At 41.3% G+C, this 17544-nt stretch carries 16 protein-coding genes; 2 read left to right on the forward strand and 14 right to left on the reverse strand.

The genetic code is table 11. The features are described from left to right. Window positions 1-59 precede the first annotated feature (59 nt). The 9 genes from C502_RS0100340 to C502_RS0100380 all read right to left on the reverse strand — a co-directional run bounded on the left by C502_RS0100340 (window position 60) and on the right by C502_RS0100380 (window position 9804). The gene (locus C502_RS0100340; protein WP_018676869.1) at window positions 60-446 is read right to left on the reverse strand and encodes a carboxymuconolactone decarboxylase family protein; all 387 of its coding nucleotides are present in this window, start codon (window positions 444-446) and stop codon (window positions 60-62) included. Continuing rightward, on the reverse strand, window positions 443-1900 hold the full coding sequence (locus tag C502_RS0100345) for an NAD-dependent succinate-semialdehyde dehydrogenase (protein WP_018676870.1): 1458 nt from the start codon (window positions 1898-1900) through the stop codon (window positions 443-445). The genes C502_RS0100340 and C502_RS0100345 overlap by 4 nt, the downstream gene beginning before the upstream one ends. 147 nt (window positions 1901-2047) lie before the next feature. Continuing rightward, window positions 2048-3217: a hypothetical protein gene (locus tag C502_RS0100350; protein ID WP_018676871.1), complete on the reverse strand. Its 1170-nt coding sequence runs from the start codon at window positions 3215-3217 to the stop codon at window positions 2048-2050. 25 nt (window positions 3218-3242) lie between these two features. Next, the gene (locus C502_RS0100355) at window positions 3243-4643 is read right to left on the reverse strand and encodes a purine-cytosine permease family protein (protein ID WP_026315701.1); all 1401 of its coding nucleotides are present in this window, start codon (window positions 4641-4643) and stop codon (window positions 3243-3245) included. 315 nt (window positions 4644-4958) lie between these two features. After that, on the reverse strand, window positions 4959-6428 hold the full coding sequence (gene tgnC, locus C502_RS0100360; RefSeq protein ID WP_018676873.1) for a (Z)-2-((N-methylformamido)methylene)-5-hydroxybutyrolactone dehydrogenase: 1470 nt from the start codon (window positions 6426-6428) through the stop codon (window positions 4959-4961). A 10-nt stretch (window positions 6429-6438) separates the two neighbouring features. Beyond that, window positions 6439-7476, reverse strand: coding sequence for a flavin-dependent trigonelline monooxygenase oxygenase component (tgnB, locus tag C502_RS0100365; RefSeq protein ID WP_018676874.1), 1038 nt, complete (start codon window positions 7474-7476; stop codon window positions 6439-6441). Between the two features lie 2 nt (window positions 7477-7478). After that, window positions 7479-8411, reverse strand: coding sequence for a flavin-dependent trigonelline monooxygenase reductase component (gene tgnA / locus C502_RS19060; RefSeq protein WP_018676875.1), 933 nt, complete (start codon window positions 8409-8411; stop codon window positions 7479-7481). Between the two features lie 30 nt (window positions 8412-8441). Further along, window positions 8442-9233: an alpha/beta fold hydrolase gene (locus C502_RS19065; protein ID WP_018676876.1), complete on the reverse strand. Its 792-nt coding sequence runs from the start codon at window positions 9231-9233 to the stop codon at window positions 8442-8444. Continuing rightward, window positions 9202-9804, reverse strand: a complete 603-nt coding sequence (locus C502_RS0100380; RefSeq protein WP_018676877.1) for an amino acid synthesis family protein — start codon at window positions 9802-9804, stop codon at window positions 9202-9204. The genes C502_RS19065 and C502_RS0100380 overlap by 32 nt, the downstream gene beginning before the upstream one ends. 153 nt (window positions 9805-9957) lie before the next feature. Here C502_RS0100380 and C502_RS0100385 point away from each other — a divergent pair, with 153 nt between their 5' ends. Together C502_RS0100385 and C502_RS0100390 are read left to right on the forward strand one after the other, a co-directional pair. Continuing rightward, window positions 9958-10620 carry a GntR family transcriptional regulator gene (locus C502_RS0100385; protein WP_018676878.1) on the forward strand — a complete coding sequence of 221 codons (663 nt, stop codon included), beginning with the start codon at window positions 9958-9960 and terminating at the stop codon, window positions 10618-10620. A 55-nt stretch (window positions 10621-10675) separates the two neighbouring features. Further along, the gene (locus tag C502_RS0100390) at window positions 10676-10963 is read left to right on the forward strand and encodes a DUF1330 domain-containing protein (protein ID WP_018676879.1); all 288 of its coding nucleotides are present in this window, start codon (window positions 10676-10678) and stop codon (window positions 10961-10963) included. A gap of 102 nt (window positions 10964-11065) precedes the next feature. Here C502_RS0100390 and C502_RS0100395 read toward each other — a convergent pair whose 3' ends face one another. The 5 genes from C502_RS0100395 to astA form a co-directional block, all read right to left on the reverse strand. Beyond that, window positions 11066-12457, reverse strand: coding sequence for an amino acid permease (locus C502_RS0100395; RefSeq protein WP_018676880.1), 1392 nt, complete (start codon window positions 12455-12457; stop codon window positions 11066-11068). Between the two features lie 178 nt (window positions 12458-12635). Beyond that, complete coding sequence (gene astE, locus C502_RS0100400; RefSeq protein WP_018676881.1) at window positions 12636-13610, reverse strand: succinylglutamate desuccinylase; 975 nt, start codon at window positions 13608-13610, stop codon at window positions 12636-12638. 32 nt (window positions 13611-13642) lie between these two features. Continuing rightward, entirely contained in the window at window positions 13643-14983 is a 1341-nt protein-coding gene (gene astB, locus C502_RS0100405; protein WP_018676882.1) for an N-succinylarginine dihydrolase, read from the reverse strand. Between the two features lie 32 nt (window positions 14984-15015). Then, window positions 15016-16485, reverse strand: a complete 1470-nt coding sequence (gene astD, locus C502_RS0100410) for a succinylglutamate-semialdehyde dehydrogenase (protein ID WP_018676883.1) — start codon at window positions 16483-16485, stop codon at window positions 15016-15018. Then, window positions 16485-17528 carry an arginine N-succinyltransferase gene (gene astA / locus C502_RS0100415; protein WP_018676884.1) on the reverse strand — a complete coding sequence of 348 codons (1044 nt, stop codon included), beginning with the start codon at window positions 17526-17528 and terminating at the stop codon, window positions 16485-16487. The genes astD and astA overlap by 1 nt, the downstream gene beginning before the upstream one ends. Between the last annotated feature and the right edge of the window lie 16 nt (window positions 17529-17544).

A 17544-nucleotide genomic window follows, 5' to 3' on the forward strand; every position in this document is an offset into this window, starting at 1 on the left:
TACATATTATTGAGCAAACTGCCTATTTATTGAAATATACAGTTTACTCGATCAATTAATTAAGCATTTTCTTGTTCATATTCTTGAATTGCTTCTTTGGCGATACGAAAGCTATCTACTGCCGCAGGTACACCACAGTATATTGCGACTTGTAAAAGCACTTCACGAATTTTTTCTTTAGGTACGCCATTTCGTAGAGCACCTTTGACATGAAGTTTTAATTCATGTGGGCGATTAAGCGCAGAAATCATGGCAAGATTAATTAAACTTCGCTCTGGCTTGCTCAGTTCCTCTCGTCCCCAAACTGCACCCCAACAGTACTCTGTGACTAACTCTTGTAAAGGTAAACTAAAATCATCGGCATTGTTGATCGAGTTATTCACATAAGCTTCGCCTAATACTTGTTTGCGAATCGCTAAGCCTTTTTCAAACTTTTCATTGCTCATGCGTTCAATCCCCCAAATAAGGTGTATTTGATTTCTAGATAATCTTCGATGCCGTATTTAGAACCTTCACGCCCTAAACCAGACTGTTTGATCCCACCAAATGGTGCGACTTCATTGGAAATTAAGCCTTTATTGATTCCAACCATACCGTATTCAAGTTGTTCACTCATACGCCAAGCACGCCCTAAATCTTTAGTGTAGCAATACGCTGCCAAACCAAATTCAGTCGCATTTGCCATTTGAATGGCTTGCTGTTCCGTTTCAAATTTAAATACTGCAGCCAATGGACCAAATGTTTCTTGAGTCGCTACATCCATCTCGGCGGTGACATCAGCAATAATCGTAGGTTGATAAAATAATTCACCTGCACTATGACGTTTACCACCAGCAACCAAACGACCTGCTTTGGCTAAGGCATCCGCAACATGGGCTTCAACCTTTTTCACTGCATTAGCATTAATTAATGGACCAATTTCACTACCTGCATCCAAGCCATTGCCGATTGCAAAAGCATTGACCTTTTCACTTAATGCAGCAATGAATTTTTCGTAAATTCCTTCTTGCACAAGAAAGCGATTCACGCAAACACAGGTTTGCCCTGCATTACGATATTTAGCAATTAATGCCCCTTCGATTGCAGCATCCAAATCTGCATCATCAAAGACAATAAAAGGTGCATTACCGCCCAATTCTAATGAAACTTTTTTCAGAGTTTGCGCTGAACGTTGATAGAGTAATTTTCCCACAGGTGTCGAGCCTGTAAAAGTAAATTTCCGTACATCATCACTTTCAAAGATTGCATCCCCAATCGTGACTGCATCACCCGTAATGACACTAAAAATCTCAGCAGGTACACCAGCCTGAATCGCTAAATCGACCAAGGCCAAAGCTGTAAACGGTGTCTCAGGTGCAGGCTTAACAATACAAGGACAACCCGCAGCTAAAGCAGGTGCAACTTTACGGGTAATCATCGCCGCCGGAAAATTCCACGGCGTGATTGCTGCAACAACACCAATCGGTTGTTTGCTCACGATAATCCGTGCATCTGGATACGGACTAGGCACAATATCACCATAAACGCGTTTTGCTTCTTCAGCAAACCATTCAACAAAGCTGGCAGCATATAAAATTTCACCTCTCGCTTCGGCTAAAGGCTTACCTTGTTCGCTGGTCAAAATAAATGCGAGTTGATCTGCATTTTCAACCATCAAATCGAACCATTTTTTTAAAACTGTGGAGCGATCTTTAGCCGTTTTATTTTTCCATGCGGCCCAACCTGCAACTGCTGCTTGAATTGCTCGTTTGGCTTCTGCCTTGCCCATATTCGGTACAGTACCAATCACTTCTTGGGTCGCAGGGTTATAAATATCAGAAGTTTGCTGATTATCGGCATCACACCATTGCCCAGCAACAAAAGCTTGTTGGTGAAATAGCGCCATTTCATTGAGTTGCATACTGATTATCCTATTTAGACGTCGGCATCAATTTTCAGATCATCTACCAACATAACATAAATGATCTGAAATAAAGCCATCTTGTATTATGGCATACCATAAAAATCTTGAAAAAAATTTTCGGTTGCCCGAATCTTCTAACTCATCTTAGAAGTAATAGAATAAAGTTAAGTTGAGCAACTTATTCCATTGACCATCATCCCCGACTGCAAGTGATTTTTCAGTACCACCAATGAAGGGATCATTTTGACTCATAATGTATTCTGCGACCAAAGAAATCTGTTTATGGTCAATTGAAACACCAAGAATATTCCGAGTTGAATCTTGTGATCCAGCCAAATCCTTATTATATCGGCTATGCATAAAATAAGGAGTAATGTTGCCAATCTGCTTAACATCTTTAAAAGTATACCCAAGATCAGCCGTATAATAGGTCGCTTTGTTTGCAACATAGTATTCAGTGTCATATGAACCCATCAAAGATGATGTTGCATCAACTGCATCTTTATTACTGACATCATTTTTGCCACCCGTTAAGGTCAGACCTAGATTGCCATAATTGATTTTGCTAAATAATGCCCACGCATTGCGTCGACCCGTTTGAGCTGTAGTCTTATTATCAATCTCAGAAGTCCAATACGAAGCACCGACCTGTGTGCTTAAACCTTTTACACCCAGATTAATATCTTGCGTCATGCGCCCAACCCACATGTTTTTCTCTTGGAGATCACTTTGTGTCGTATTATCTGAGCTGACATAATTGGCACTGTAGCGACCAGACTCTTTGGTTGTTCCTTGATAGTGTCCACCATCAATCGCAAAATATCCGAGATCAAATTTAGTCGCAGTTGGCAATTCAAAATGATAGCTCAAACCTAAGTTATGGACATCTTCTAGCCCTGTTGTGGTATTGATACTGCCATATAGACTATTGTTCCAAAAACGTCCTGGACCAAATGGAACAGCTTGCATCCCTGCTACGACCTGATCAGTCTCATTTAAATGATAACCCGCATATGCATCAATTAAAGTTGAAAAATCGCAAAGTGTATCGTACTGATAACAACGATATTCAGCATGCCCAAATAGTTTGCCACGCTCATAATCGAGTTTTAATTGTGCAGCACTAAAACGAAGCTGATGCTCTGAAACAGGTTCACCATAATCTTTGTCTTGATAATTGGCACGTACGTAACCAGAAATCGTTAACTTGCCTGAGTCCGCATTGCTGTCACCAAAACTAATTCCAGCATAACTCGGCGTAATGATTGTAGTTAACGCAGTTGCCAACGCGAATTGTAAATAACTTTTTTTCATGTCGAAGATTCCTTTCTGACCACGTTTAATGTTGTGCTTTTACATTGAGTTCTGGACTATTACATTTGATCTTTTCAAGATTAAAGACGTAGTACACAACGGAACTCACCACCAATCCAATCACCCAAGAGATATCTACATCCTGAATGACGTTTGCGAATGGGCCTGTAAAAAAGGCATTGGTGAGGAAAGGAATTTGTATCGCAATTCCAATGAAATAGGCCGTTAAAGCTTTGGCGTTGAACTTGCCATAGATACCACCGTCTTGTGCAAAGATCGACTGAATATCATAAGATTTCTTATTAATCACATAGAAATCTAATAAGTTAATCGAGACCCAAGGCACTAAGATAAACAGTAAGGCAAAAATGACGTTTAGGAAGAAGCTAATAAAGTTTCTTGATGCCCAAAGTGCTGTAAATGTTGCAATAATTAAAACAATAATTGATAGAACAATACGAATATTTTTACTCGGTATCCATTGACCAGCAAAAGTTTGAATCGAAGTAATACACGATAAAACCGCACCATATAAATTCATGGCATTGTGACCGATGATATTACAAAGGAATAAAATCATCAGGATCGAACCGAAAACACCTGTACCCGATTTCACTGCTTCCATCGCATCAGCACCAGAACCAATACTCACCGCCACTGTACCGAATGCCATCGCAAAGATTGTTCCAAACGAAGCGCCCAAGTAAGTGAAAATAAACGGTTTAAAAATCCCAATCGACTTAGGCAAATAACGTGAATAATCTGAGGTATACGGTGAAAAACTAATTTGCCAAACGGCACATAAACCGAACATGGCAAACCAACCTTTTAGGTTAAATGAGCCTTTGGCAAGTACTTCAGCATTAATTTGTGGCAACATAATCAACAAGCCGATCAGCAATGAACCGCCCATTAACCATGTCCCGATTTTATTAAAATTATGAATTAAATGATAACCCACCACTCCAATGGTCGTTGCTGCAATTGCACCAATCACGGTTGCTGTTGGCACAGGAATCGCGGGGATAACCGTATGTAAGGTTTTACCTGACAAAATAATGTTGGAAATAAAGAAACCGAGATAAATCAATGTTGTAAATAACACGACCAGTAATGCGCCATAACGCCCAAACTGTGCGCGACTTTGAATCATCTGCGGAATACCCACTTGTGGCCCTTGCGCAGAGGTCAACGCTAAAATGGCAGCACCAAAAAAATGGCCGCAACAAATTGCCACTAATGCGCTCATCAGACTGAGGTTAAACGTTAACATGGACATTGCACCTGTAATGACCGCTAAAGGTGCAATATTGGTACAAAACCAGAGCGTGAATAGATCGCGAACTTTTCCATGACGTTCTGACGGATCTACATAATCAATTGAATGGCTTTCGATTGCGAAAGCATTTTTCTCATTTTGGCTCATATCCTTAATCTCTCTTTTGAGGACTTCATTTTCCCCAATATCAATATTGGTGAGAGTAAACTTAGGTTTCACAACCTGCCTAATCAGCGCCATATCCAGATGACCTGACCTATATTTCTCTTGTTTTACAGCGCAATCACATCAATTTTGGGTGATGAAATGACAAAAAAAGATCAAGCGAACCTTGTTGATGCTGTTTAAGCCCAACTAAAATGATCTTACTTATGCCGTGATCAGATTTATGTGATTTTGAAATTCAGCTTATTCATATTTTTTCATCCTTGAAATTAAAATCCTGATTGCTTTTGTGATGCATTAACGCATCACAAAAGGATCATCAATCGGTTGATCAGATGTACGTAACCACACCGTTTTGGTGGTGGTGTAATCTAAAACTGCATCCGAGCCAGCTTCACGACCATGACCTGATAGACCATGACCGCCAAAAGGTGCAAGTGGAGAAACAGCGCGATAGGTATTCAGCCAAACAATCCCTGAACGAATTGCTTTGGTCATCCGATGCGCGCGGCTTAAATTGTTGGTAAACACGCCAGCTGCCAGTCCATAAGGCGTACTGTTGGCTTTTTGGATCGCTTCTGCTTCGGTGCTAAAACTCACCACAGACAAGACAGGACCAAATAACTCGGTCATGACGCAATCAGCTTGCGCTACATCACTACAGTCTAAAATTGTAGGTGGATAGTAATAACCTGCTCTTTCAAGCGTTTTCCCACCTGCCAATAATTTCGCCCCTTGCTGAATCGAGCGAGCAACGACTTGCTCAATTTTTTCACGTTGGCGCAAGGTACACAAAGGACCATATTCTGTTGCCATATCATCAGGCAAACCAATCTTGATACTTTGAACACGCTCAACCAAACGTTGAACAAATTCATCTTTGATACTTGCTTCAACCAACAACCGTGAGCCTGCGACACAGCTTTGCCCTGTTGCTGCAAAAATCGCTGCGACTTGTGCATTCACTGCACTTTGTAAGTCAGCATCTGCAAATACAATGAAAGGAGATTTTCCGCCTAACTCTAGTGATACTTTGGCAAGATTTTCAGCCGAGTTGCGCACGATATGGCGCGCTGTTTCTGGGCCTCCCGTAAATGCCACATGGGCAACATCTAGATGGCTACTTAAAACCGCACCACATTCAGGGCCAAAACCTGTAATGATATTCACCACACCCGCTGGAAATCCTGCTTCATGCACCAGACGTGCAAAGGCAAGTAAAGGTGCAGGCCCTTCTTCAGAGGCTTTCAGAACAATACTGCAACCTGCCGCCAATGCTGGCCCAACTTTAACCGCAGACAAAAATAGTTGGCTATTCCACGGAACAATTGCAGCAATGACACCCACAGGTTCACGGATCGTCCATGCTTGCATATCTGGTTTATCAATCGGTAGATAGCTACCTTCGAGCTTGTCTGCAATTCCTGCATAGTAACGATAATATTCAGCCACATAAGCAATTTGGCTCGACGTTTCACGAATGATCTTGCCTGTATCACTGGTTTCATATTGAGCCAGTTGCGGTGCAGCTTTTTCGATTAAATCAGCAAGTTTATATAACAATTTTCCACGCTGTGAGGCGGTTAAACCGGCCCAAGCCGCATCTTGCAGAGCCTGAGATGCCGCAGCAACGGCACGATTGACTTCATCTGTACGTGCTTCAGGCATTTGCGCCCAAACTTGCCCTGTCGCAGGATTGATGCTGTCAAATTGTGCAGCACCATCCTCGAATTGACCATTGATATACAACTGGAATTGAGAAGTCATGTCTTCTCTCCTATGCAAATGCAGGCATCACTTCGTTGATCATACGTTGTAACGATGCTTTTTTACGCTCAAAGCTCATTCCTGTATCAATCCAGAATGAATATTCGTTATAACCCATTGCTTCATACGCTTTTAAGCGATCAATCACTTCTTGCGCTTCACCAATCACATTATTTTTACGCATGGCTTCTGGCGTATAAAATGGATGAGCTGCAATTTCTTCATCACTCAATGGCGCAATTAAACCTTGCGTAATTTCGCGCTCATTTTTAAACCATGCGCCAAAATAGTTATAGAATGTATTGATTTCATCTGCTGCTAATTGAGCATCTTCTTCACTATCAGCCACATAGGTATGACGCAATAACATAATTTCAGGACGAGGAATATCAACAAACTTTTCACACGCGGTATTGAAATGTCCCATCAACTTTTCGACTTCTTCATCACCAAAATGTAATGGTGTGACTTGTACATTACAGCCGTTCTGCACCGCAAATTCATGGCTATTTGGATCGCGTGCTGCTACCCAAATCGGTGGATACGGTTGTTGTAATGGTTGAGGTGCAGAAGTGGTTTTTGGGAACTGCCAAAACTCACCATTATGCTCATAATCGCCTTTCCACAGGTTTTTAATCGCGGGGATCATTTCACGTAAACGCTGACCCGCACTCCATGCATCCATACCAGGTACCATACGCTCATATTCAAATGAGTAAGCACCACGTGCAATCCCAATATCTAAACGACCATTGGTAATGATATCCGTCATGGCAGCTTCACCTGCCAATTTAATTGGATGCCAGAATGGCGCAACCACCGTACCAGTACCCAAACGTACATTTTTGGTTTTATTCGCAATATCAACCAAGTTAATGAATGGATTAGGTGCAATCGTGAAATTCATCGCATGATGTTCACCTGTCCAAATCGCATGCATACCGCCTTGATCGGCAATCTGGCAAAGTTCAATCATCTCATCATAGAGCTGCTTCTGCGTTTGTTGATCAGAAACACGTTCCATGTGTACAAATAATGAAAAACGCATAGTTAAACTTCCTCTTTAACAATTTGACGAACCGTACCGCTGGTTTGATTACCGTAATAGACACCATAAGTTTTAAGATGATTTTCTTTACGATAACGCATCAACATACTTTCTAAAGCACTATCTACAAAAGTCAGTTGTTCTAAATCATTCAAATCAATAAATTGACCTTTCGTCGCATGTGCAATTGGGGTATTACACAAGAAAGAAATGTACTGCTGTTGGTTCTCTATATTTTCATAGACTGAATAAATAAAGCTGGCTGAGGCATCGGGTTGATATTGTGCAAAAATTTTATCGAGAGCTTTATCAGCGCCATCCTTATCGACTAAGAGATGAGGGATCGTCCATTTTTGCTCGGCTGTTTGTTCCAATAAGATTTTATTTTCGTGACCAATAATTGCACTGATCACCACTTTAGGTCCTGAAATGACTTCCGCAGATAATTTAGCTGGTGTGAAATAACCACCACGGTAATATCCTAGACCTGCAAAACCAGCTGAGGCAAAACCTTCAACCTGACCAATCAGAATCGCATGATCGCCTGCATCAACAATTTGATAGGTGGTACAATCAAACCATGCACTGACTTGATCAATGACAGGGTTTTGACATGCACTGGTTGTCCACGCTAGATTTGCAAATCGATCGTCACTTGGTCGAGCAAAAGTATTCGAAACATCCTTTTGTTCTTCTGCCAAAATATTAATTGCAAAATGCGAAGCATTCGCAAAGTTATGATAATTGCTTGATGTCTTGGCAATGCTGACGAGCAACAAAGCTGGGTCCAAAGACACCGAAGCAAAAGAGTTCGCGGTAAAGCCTAACGGTGTTCCATCATCTTTACAGGTGGTTACGACGGTTACGCCAGTCATAAATGATCCAAAGGCATCACGTAATTCGCGTATTTTATTAACACTATCCATTTCACTCATTGTCATATTCCTTCATCAATGTGTGGCAAACTAGACTTTTGTTTCTAACCAAGCTTGCATTGCATTATTTACTTCGTCTGGTGCAGTCAAGTTCACCATATGACGTTCATTCTCGATCACAATAGCGGTGCCATGTTGTGCTTGGCTCGCCATTTGAATTGCCATCTCGGCTGTCGAATTTGGGTCATCTGTTCCAGTTAAAACCAATGCTGGACATTGAATTTTTGCCCAATCATCTGCATAAATTTGATCACCATGTGCAAACGCTGCATAAGCCGTGGTATAACCAGATAAATCAACATCTTCTAACCATGATTTGACTCTCGCAGCAGCGATTTGCTCTGCTTCACTTTCGCCAAACCAGCGTTGTAGTGGTGTTTCAATATCAATATGACCTGTTTTTAACTCTTCTGCACGATTTACAACCGCATCTCGGGCTTGAGTGGTACGCTTGTATACACCATTCAATACCGCCATTCGTTTAACTAAATCAGGGCGAGTCGCACTCACACCAGTAGTGATTAACGAACCCATCGAATGACCTGCCAAATTCACTGCACCTAAATTCAGTGCTGTAATAAATTCAATCGTCCAGTCGACAAATGCTTTTAACGGTGCGCCATCTGTAAGTTTTGTACTTTGTCCATGACCTGGCATATCCACCGAGATCACGCGATAATCTTTCGAAAAATACTCAATTTGTGGATACCATGCGGCTGCTTGCATTCCGACACCATGGATGAGAACCAAAGGCTCTCCCTCTCCTTGCTCAAAATAATGAGCAATCCGATTATTTGACAGCTGCAGGGTTTTTGAGATCATGACCTAACTCTTCCAAATCTTGATAACGATCGCCAATACGATGATGTGGACGTCCACCTGTTGCTGCACCAATCACAATCACAATTTCATCAGCAGCGGGTGCATCTGGAATTGCAAACTGTAATGTTAAATAATGAGAACGGCGGCCTTCATCATTTTTGTCCATCATTGGAACAAGAATCGAGGCATTCGCTGGGCCACGGGTATTATTAAAAGCAAGATAAGACTTTGCTCCGACTGCATGACGATAAGTATTACCAAAATGTAAAGTATGAATCAGTGCTGAAGCATGTTCTAACTCACCATTGAGACCCACGACCGCACTTTTACCAAATGCTTCTACAGCTTCACCTGAGCCAACTTCATCAAGAATCAGTTGAGTTAAATGCTCACTTAGAATTGGCGCGATACGGCGAATCTCTGGTGTTAAGTTTTCCACATAGCCCTGACCAGCCCATGGGTTTTTGATCACAGCAGCAGCAGCCACCATTTTTAACGGTTTTGTTGCTTCCTTATCACCATCGACATAAGTCGTTTCAACATGAAGAACTGTTTTACGGATTAGATTCATGGCATTTCCTTGTGAGTAAATTTATTTTTGCATTCGTATTATGGTATACCATAATACATAATGAAAAAAAAGCAAGAGTTTGCTATGCTGTTTTTTAGTAAAGAACTTGTAACAAAATTCTGTATTATTAAAATCAGGACAGATTGATCGCTTATGAATCTTAAAATTGAAAACCCACCTGTGACTTTGCGAGAGCTTTGTTTAGACAAGGTACGCAATGCCATTATTACGGGCTATTTCCCCTCTGGGAAAAGACTGGTTGAAAGAAGCTTATGTGATGAATTGGGCGTGAGCCGCTCAGTCGTCCGTGAAGTGATTCGTTATTTAGAAGCAGAAGGTTTAGTTGAAATTTTACCGAATAAAGGTCCTATCGTTTCACTATTAAATTGGAACATCGCCTCACAAATTTATGAAATTCGACTTTTACTCGAACAAAGTGCTGTTGCCGATTGCACCCAAAACCTAACGGCTGAAACAACAGAGACGCTTAAAGCATTATTGGTTGAACTTGAGCAAGCTTTTATTGCAGATGATATTAATTTAATTATTTCTACTTCTTCAAAACTCTACGAAACTATTTTTACCACCGCAAAACATCATATTGCTTGGGAAGTCGTACAACGTTTGAATGGTCGAATTAGTCGTCTTCGTGCAATGACCATGAAATCGACGAAACGTGAAATTTCTGGCTATCAACGTATTAAAAATATGTGCGAAGCCATTTATCTTCATCAAGATCCTGAAAAAGCGAAGCAAGCCGTGGCTGAACATATTGCGGAAGCAGCTAAGGTTGCAAAAAATATTTTGAATGCTTAATCGGCTAATTCTGTAACTAAAATAGTTTTAAAATTTAAAATGGAAGGATACAAGAATGTCTGCTTACTGGATTGCACATGTCACCATTCATGATGTAGAACAATACAAAGAATATATGACTTTAGCACCTTTAGCCTTTGAAAAATATGGGGCTAAATTCCTTGCTAGAGGGGGAAAATCAACCTGTATGGAAGGTGCGCAGTTTCAACGTCATGTCATTATTGAATTTACTGATTTGGCGACTGCACAAGCTTGTTATCATTCTGAAGAATATACAAAAGCAAGACTCGCACGTGAAAACTGCGCTGAAGTTATGATTAGTATTGTTGAGAGCATCAATTGATCTAGTTCTAAAAAATGAATAAGTTGGGGGAGAAATTTTTCGCAACTTATTCGTTTAACTGAGCTGATTCAAATTATTTTTTATTCATCGAAATCATTAATCTCATTTATCTTTATAAAACATATTGTAGCTTGCATAACAAGCGATGATAAATAAAACACAGCAGACAAAACCAACTTGCATTGAAGGATCTGCCACCATACTAATACAGGTAATGACACAGAAGGCCCCGCCTAAAATTGGTGTCAACGGAAACAACGGAGCAGCAAATTTAAGGTCTTTGACAGTTTTACCAGACTTAATCCATTGTCTACGGAAGTTAAATTGGCTCACACAAATTGAGATCCAAACCACAACCATGGTAAAAGCGGCAACACCCAGTAAATTTTTGAAAATGGTTTCAGGCGCAAATTGTTCAGATAATAAACCAGGAATTGCACCAAACATCGTAACAATAATCGCAATAATTGGCGTACCTGAACGTGTCAATTTAGCAAACACTTTAGGGAGTTGATTCTGTGTTGACAATGACCACATCATTCGAGAAGCAGCAAATAAGCCAGAGTTGGCAGCCGATAAAAGTGCAGTAATAATTACAAAACGAATAATATCTTCCGCATATGGAATACCGATGTAATTAAATACTGTTACAAATGGGCTATTACTTACACCATTTGCATTCAGTCCTGCCATTTCATAAGGCAGTAATGCACAAATCACCACGATCGTACCCACAAAGAAAATCAATAAACGCCAAATTGCAGCATTAATTGCTTTCGGTACAGTTTTAGCAGGTTCTTCAGCTTCACCTGCGGCAACCCCAATCAATTCTGTGCCAGAGAATGCAAAATTAACGATGAGCATTGTGGCAAAAATCGGGTAAATACCATTTGGGAACCAACCATGCTCAGTCAATTTACTAAATAACGGTGCTGACTCATGACCATGATAGGAGATTAAGCCAAAAATAGCGGCTAAGCCCAATGCAATAAAACAGATAATGGTGAGAACTTTAACCAAAGACAGCCAAAATTCCGACTCAGCAAATAACCGAGTGGAACTCACATTCAGCGTAAAGACCAGTGCCGCAAATAATAAAGTCCATGTCCACATGGAAATAGCTGGAAACCACTCTTGCATGAGTAATGCTGCGGCAGTAAATTCTGTTCCTAACGTTGCAGTCCACGTCAACCAATACAACCATGTGATCATATAGCCCGTGCCTGGCCCAATATAGGTTCTGGCATATTCACCGAATGACCCCGAAACTGGCATCTGTACTGCCAACTCACCTAAACACAGCATGACCATGTATGCAATGATACCACCGAGCAGGTAAGAGAGAATCGCACCAACGGGACCTGCCTGTGAAATCACGTCACCTGAGCCTAAAAATAAGCCCGTTCCAATTGCACCACCCAATGAAATCATCACCAAATGACGTTTCGTCATGGCACGTTTTAGGGGCTTACCCACTTCTATATTGTTACTCATACACGATCACTCCAACTATCTTTTTATGACAACCTGTCCTTGCTTTCCACTTTCATAAAAATGAATATCCAATAGATATTTCTTTCCCATGTTTATTTTTACTGAACATCCATATTCAAACTCCATTTAGCTCTATTCCGTTTCACATCCATTTTTTAAAAGTCGATGTATGTGTATGCTACCCAATTTCCTTTAAAACCAGTCCAGCTCTCAAACCGATCTTCACATTTGGATTTGGAAATAAAATCCAAACTTGCTGATTATCTACGACATAATTGCCTGCTTGCTGAGTTGCAATCACCTCACCTTTCTGAAAGGTTGAAAAATTAGGTGCATCAGCACTTAATTGCAATTGGAAATCGTCACTCTGCTTTAGAACGGAGTCCACCACCTTAAATTGGCGAATACTTGGTTTCTGTCTACATGGCAAAGCCTGCTCTGAAAGTACCGCACGTAAAACCTGATCGGTACTCGCAAATTCAGCTAAATCATTTTGACCAAACGGCTTTGCTTTGCCTAATTCCAAGGTACTACTCGCCGCTTGACATCGTTCAGCAGTAAAATGGGTAAAAGTTTTACCAACCGTATTGTGATACACCAAAGCATCAAGATCCGCAGCATTCAAACTCTGAATCAGAAAATCATCATAGGGCTGTGTTTGATAGGGAAATAATGCAAATACAGGAAGTAGTGAGGCACGAATGGCAGTATGTAAATCGTAATGATAACGCTGTGCTTCAGCACCACTTTGCTCAAAAAATTGGGCTGTTCGCTGTTCCAATTGAGCTGCACGTTCAGTTTCAGCATCTTGGCGTAAATGCTGATAAGCACCACAGAACATCCGATTCACATCATTTTCAAGATAACGTACACCTTTACGAATCGCTTCAGGATTACCAAAGACGAACAGCACCCGCACCTTGAGCGCTACGCGTTCAACAAATAAATCATTGATAATCTGTGCCAATAGCTCAATCGGTGCAGTTTCATTGCCATGAATACCCGCAGAAAGCACGATGGTTTTTCTATAGGTTGTTTTTGGCGTACATTGCAGTAACCCTTCACCTAGCCACTGCCATGTAAAGCCTACCGTTTCACCTTGAGTTTGCTCAGGTGGCTGTTGTGCTAAAATCAACGCGAGTAGATCAACCATGTACCTTCATCCTTAAAAGCCATTGTTTCTATTTATCTTTGGAAGTGATAAACCGAGCCTAAATCTAAAATTTTGGTGAGTTCGTCCAGTGCAGTACGGCTCTCGATCAATAATCGTGGATCAGCTAAGTCATCCTGTGTTAATTCATCCCGATAGTGTTGATCAACCCACTGATTCAGCGTTTTAAACAATGCATCGTTCATAAATAAGTTTGGATTGACTGCATTAAGCTCAGCATCATTCACAGCAACACGTAATCTTAAACATGCAGGCCCACCACCATTACGCATACTTTCACGTAGATCAAAGACCTTAATGTCATCAATTGGCGTTCCCATTTGAATCATGTCATTCAAATAGCTCCACACCGCTTTGTTCTGACGAGATTCTTCTGGTACAACAATGCTCATGCCACCATCAGCACGTGTCAAAATTTGACTGTTAAATAAATAAGTTGAAACTGCATCTTCAACCTTTACTCGACTTTCAGGTACTTCAATCGAAACAAACTCTTGTTCAATGCCCGCCATTTTTTTACGGATTTGATTGAGTGAATCAGCTTGATTTAAAAAAGCATGTTGATGATGGAATAATACCTGTTGATTACTGACCGCAATCACATCGTTATGAAAGACACCTTGATCAATCACATCAGGATTTTGCTGAATGAACACGGTACGCTTCGCATCAAGACGATGTAAACGTGCAATCGCTTCACTTGCCTCACGCGTTTGACGTGCAGGGAATTTTTGTGGTGCAACAGTACCACCAAGTTGCTGCTGACCATAAACAAAAACTTGTACGCCTGCTTGATCGTATGCACCACCAAGACGATTGTGATTGGCTGCACCTTCATCACCAAACAAAGCAGCTTCTGGCAATGCTTCATGATGCGCGAAATAGACATCATTATTGAACATCGCTTGAAGAATGCGTGTGGTCGTATGATGCTCAATTGAGCGATGGAACTTATTATTTAAGTTTGCCGCAGTAAAATGCATACGCCCATCTGTGCTATCTGCCGAGGGTGAAACCGTACACGAGTTTGCTGTCCACATTGAAGATGCTGAACTTAACGATGACAATAGTGCTGGTGCAGTACGCATCGCCTGAGTAATGACATCAATATCACTACCTGTAAAACCTAAGCGACGCAGTGTTGGCACATGCGGACGCTCTTGTGGTGCAAACACACCTTGCTTGAGTCCTAAATCCGCAAGGGCTTTCATTTTCATTAAGCCTTGTTTTGCAGCTAATTTAGGATTTGACGCATTATTACGGTTTTTAGTGGATGCAACATTACCAAACGATAAACCTGCATAATGGTGCGTAGGCCCAACTAAACCATCAAAATTAATTTCATAACCTGACATTTTCTTCTCCACGTGTCTTGATGCGATCCGACTTAGAGCGCAATGCCCGGTGATAATTTTGCAGGGAGCGTGACATTGTCACTCTCCAACGATGCCATCGGCCAAGCACTATAATCGGCAGCATAGAAGGCACTCGCACGATGGTTACCCGAAGCGCCTACCCCACCAAACGGTGCTGCACTTGAAGCACCAGTCAATGGTTTATTCCAGTTCACAATACCCGCACGTGCTTCAATCAACACGCGATCAAATAAATCGCGATCAGGTGAAACCAGACCAACCGCCAAACCAAATCGAGTGTTATTGGCGATGCTTAATGCTTCATCAAAGGTGTTGTAGCGATAAATCGTCGTCAACGGACCGAAGTATTCATCATCAGGAATGCCATCGACCTGTGTTAAATCTAAAATGCCTGCGGTCAACAATGAACTGTCTGCTTGTGGACGTGTCATTTCTAATAATGGTTTTGCACCTAAAGCGATGAGTTTAGTTTGTGCAACTAACATTTGTTCAGCAGCATGAGAAGAAATCACACCACCCATAAATGGTTGTGGTTCAGCATTCCACGTACCAACAACTAAATTCTTGGCGACTTCAACAAAACGTTGAATAAAGGCATCACCATTCGCACCATGTTTGACAATAATACGGCGTGCGCAAGTACAACGTTGCCCAGCAGAAACAAAAGCGGATTGAATGGCTAAATTCACAACCGCATCAATATTGCTTGCTTCATCAATGATCAAGGCATTATTGCCGCCCATTTCCAAAGCAAGAATCTTTTCAGGTGCGCCTGCCATTTGCTTATGCAAGTGATAGCCTGTATTGGCACTACCTGTGAAAAGCAAACCATCAATCTGTTCAGCCGCTGCAAGAGCCTCACCTGTGCTACGTCCGCCTTGTACAACATTGAGGACGCCATTTGGTAAACCTGCTTGTTGCCAGAGTTTTGCAGTTTCTTCTGCTGTCCACGGCGTCAATTCACTTGGTTTAAACACCACAGTATTGCCCGCAATCAATGCAGGAACGATATGACCATTTGGTAAGTGACCAGGGAAATTATAAGGGCCAAATACAGCCAATACCCCATGTGGACGATGGCGTAACGAAGCCACACCATCTGGCATTTTAGTTTCGCTGAAACCTGTACGTTGATCATAAGCACGAATTGAAATCGCCACTTTGCCAACCATCGATTGCACTTCGGTCAATGTTTCCCAAAGTGGTTTACTGGTTTCTTGACTAATGACGTGTGCCAATTGCGTTTTATTTTGTTCAAGCAATATGGCAAAACGTTCAATAATCGCGATACGATCTTCTAATGGCAAACGTGCCCAAGCAGGAAATGCCTGTCTTGCAGCATGACATGCTTGCTCAACATCAGCAGAGTCTGCTTCATGCCCTGTCCAAATAAGTTGATTGCTGACAGGATCTGTTTTGATGAATGTTGTACCTTGTCCTTGTACCCAAACACCATTGATTAATAACGCACCTTGTGACATTAGTTCTTCTCCATTTTTTCTAATGCTAAAACCCGTACTTCATCCTGTTCATTCACATTCAGAGCTTGAGCTTGAGCTGCTGTTAATCGCAAAGTATTGCCTTGATCTACTTTGTTATTGATCAACAACACGCGGTAATCTTTGTATTGGTCATTCGCAACCAAATAATGAATCTCTGTTGTCTCAACTTGCTCGGTCATATTGACCTTGAACAAACGACTTTCTTTGACTGCACGTAAATCAGCAGTATTGGCTTCCAATGTTGGCCCTGCGTCAAAAATATCCACATACCCCTGATATTTAAGACCTTCTGACATCAGCACCTTTGCCGCAGGGAGTGTGTGAGGATGCATTTCAGCAATCACGGCACGTGCCTCTGAGGTCAGCAAGTCAACGTAAACAGGAAATCTCGGCATTAATTCAGCAATAAAGACTTTTTGCCCAATACCACTTAAATAATCTGCCGTTGCAAAATCCATATTAAAGAAGTGATAACCCAAGGCATCCCAGAATGGCGAATGCCCATTTTGATCTGAAAAACCACGCATTTCGGCAATCAACCTTTCTTCAAAGAAAGAACGAAATGCAGCAATAAACAGAAAACGAACTTTGGATAAAAATTTACCATTCTGATTTTTGCGATATTCAGGATCAAGAAACAGGGTGCAGAGTTCACTACAACCCGTATGATCATTACTTAAAAATAAAGTGTCTAAAGTTTTATAAACATTTAAAGCCTTAGACGCATGTACTTGTGTTGCTACACGGAAGTTGTAAAACGGTTCTTTTAAACCCACTGCAACTTCAATTGCACTCACACCCACAATTTTTTGAATACTGGTATCTTCAAGTACAAATAAATAACTGGCATCACACTTCTCGGCTAAACCATCCAAAGTGTGATGTGTACGTGTAATGCGTTCAGCCAAGATTTCTTTATTTTCTGGTAAGGAGGTCAAACCAATGCCTGACTCTCCTGCTCTTTGCGCTAAACGATAAATATCATCTAAATCCCGATGCGCTGCATGTCTAACAATCATCATGGTTAGATGCTCACAA

This window comes from Acinetobacter tjernbergiae DSM 14971 = CIP 107465 (genome assembly GCF_000374425.1).
In the GTDB taxonomy this organism is placed as follows: Bacteria; Pseudomonadota; Gammaproteobacteria; order Pseudomonadales; family Moraxellaceae; genus Acinetobacter; species Acinetobacter tjernbergiae.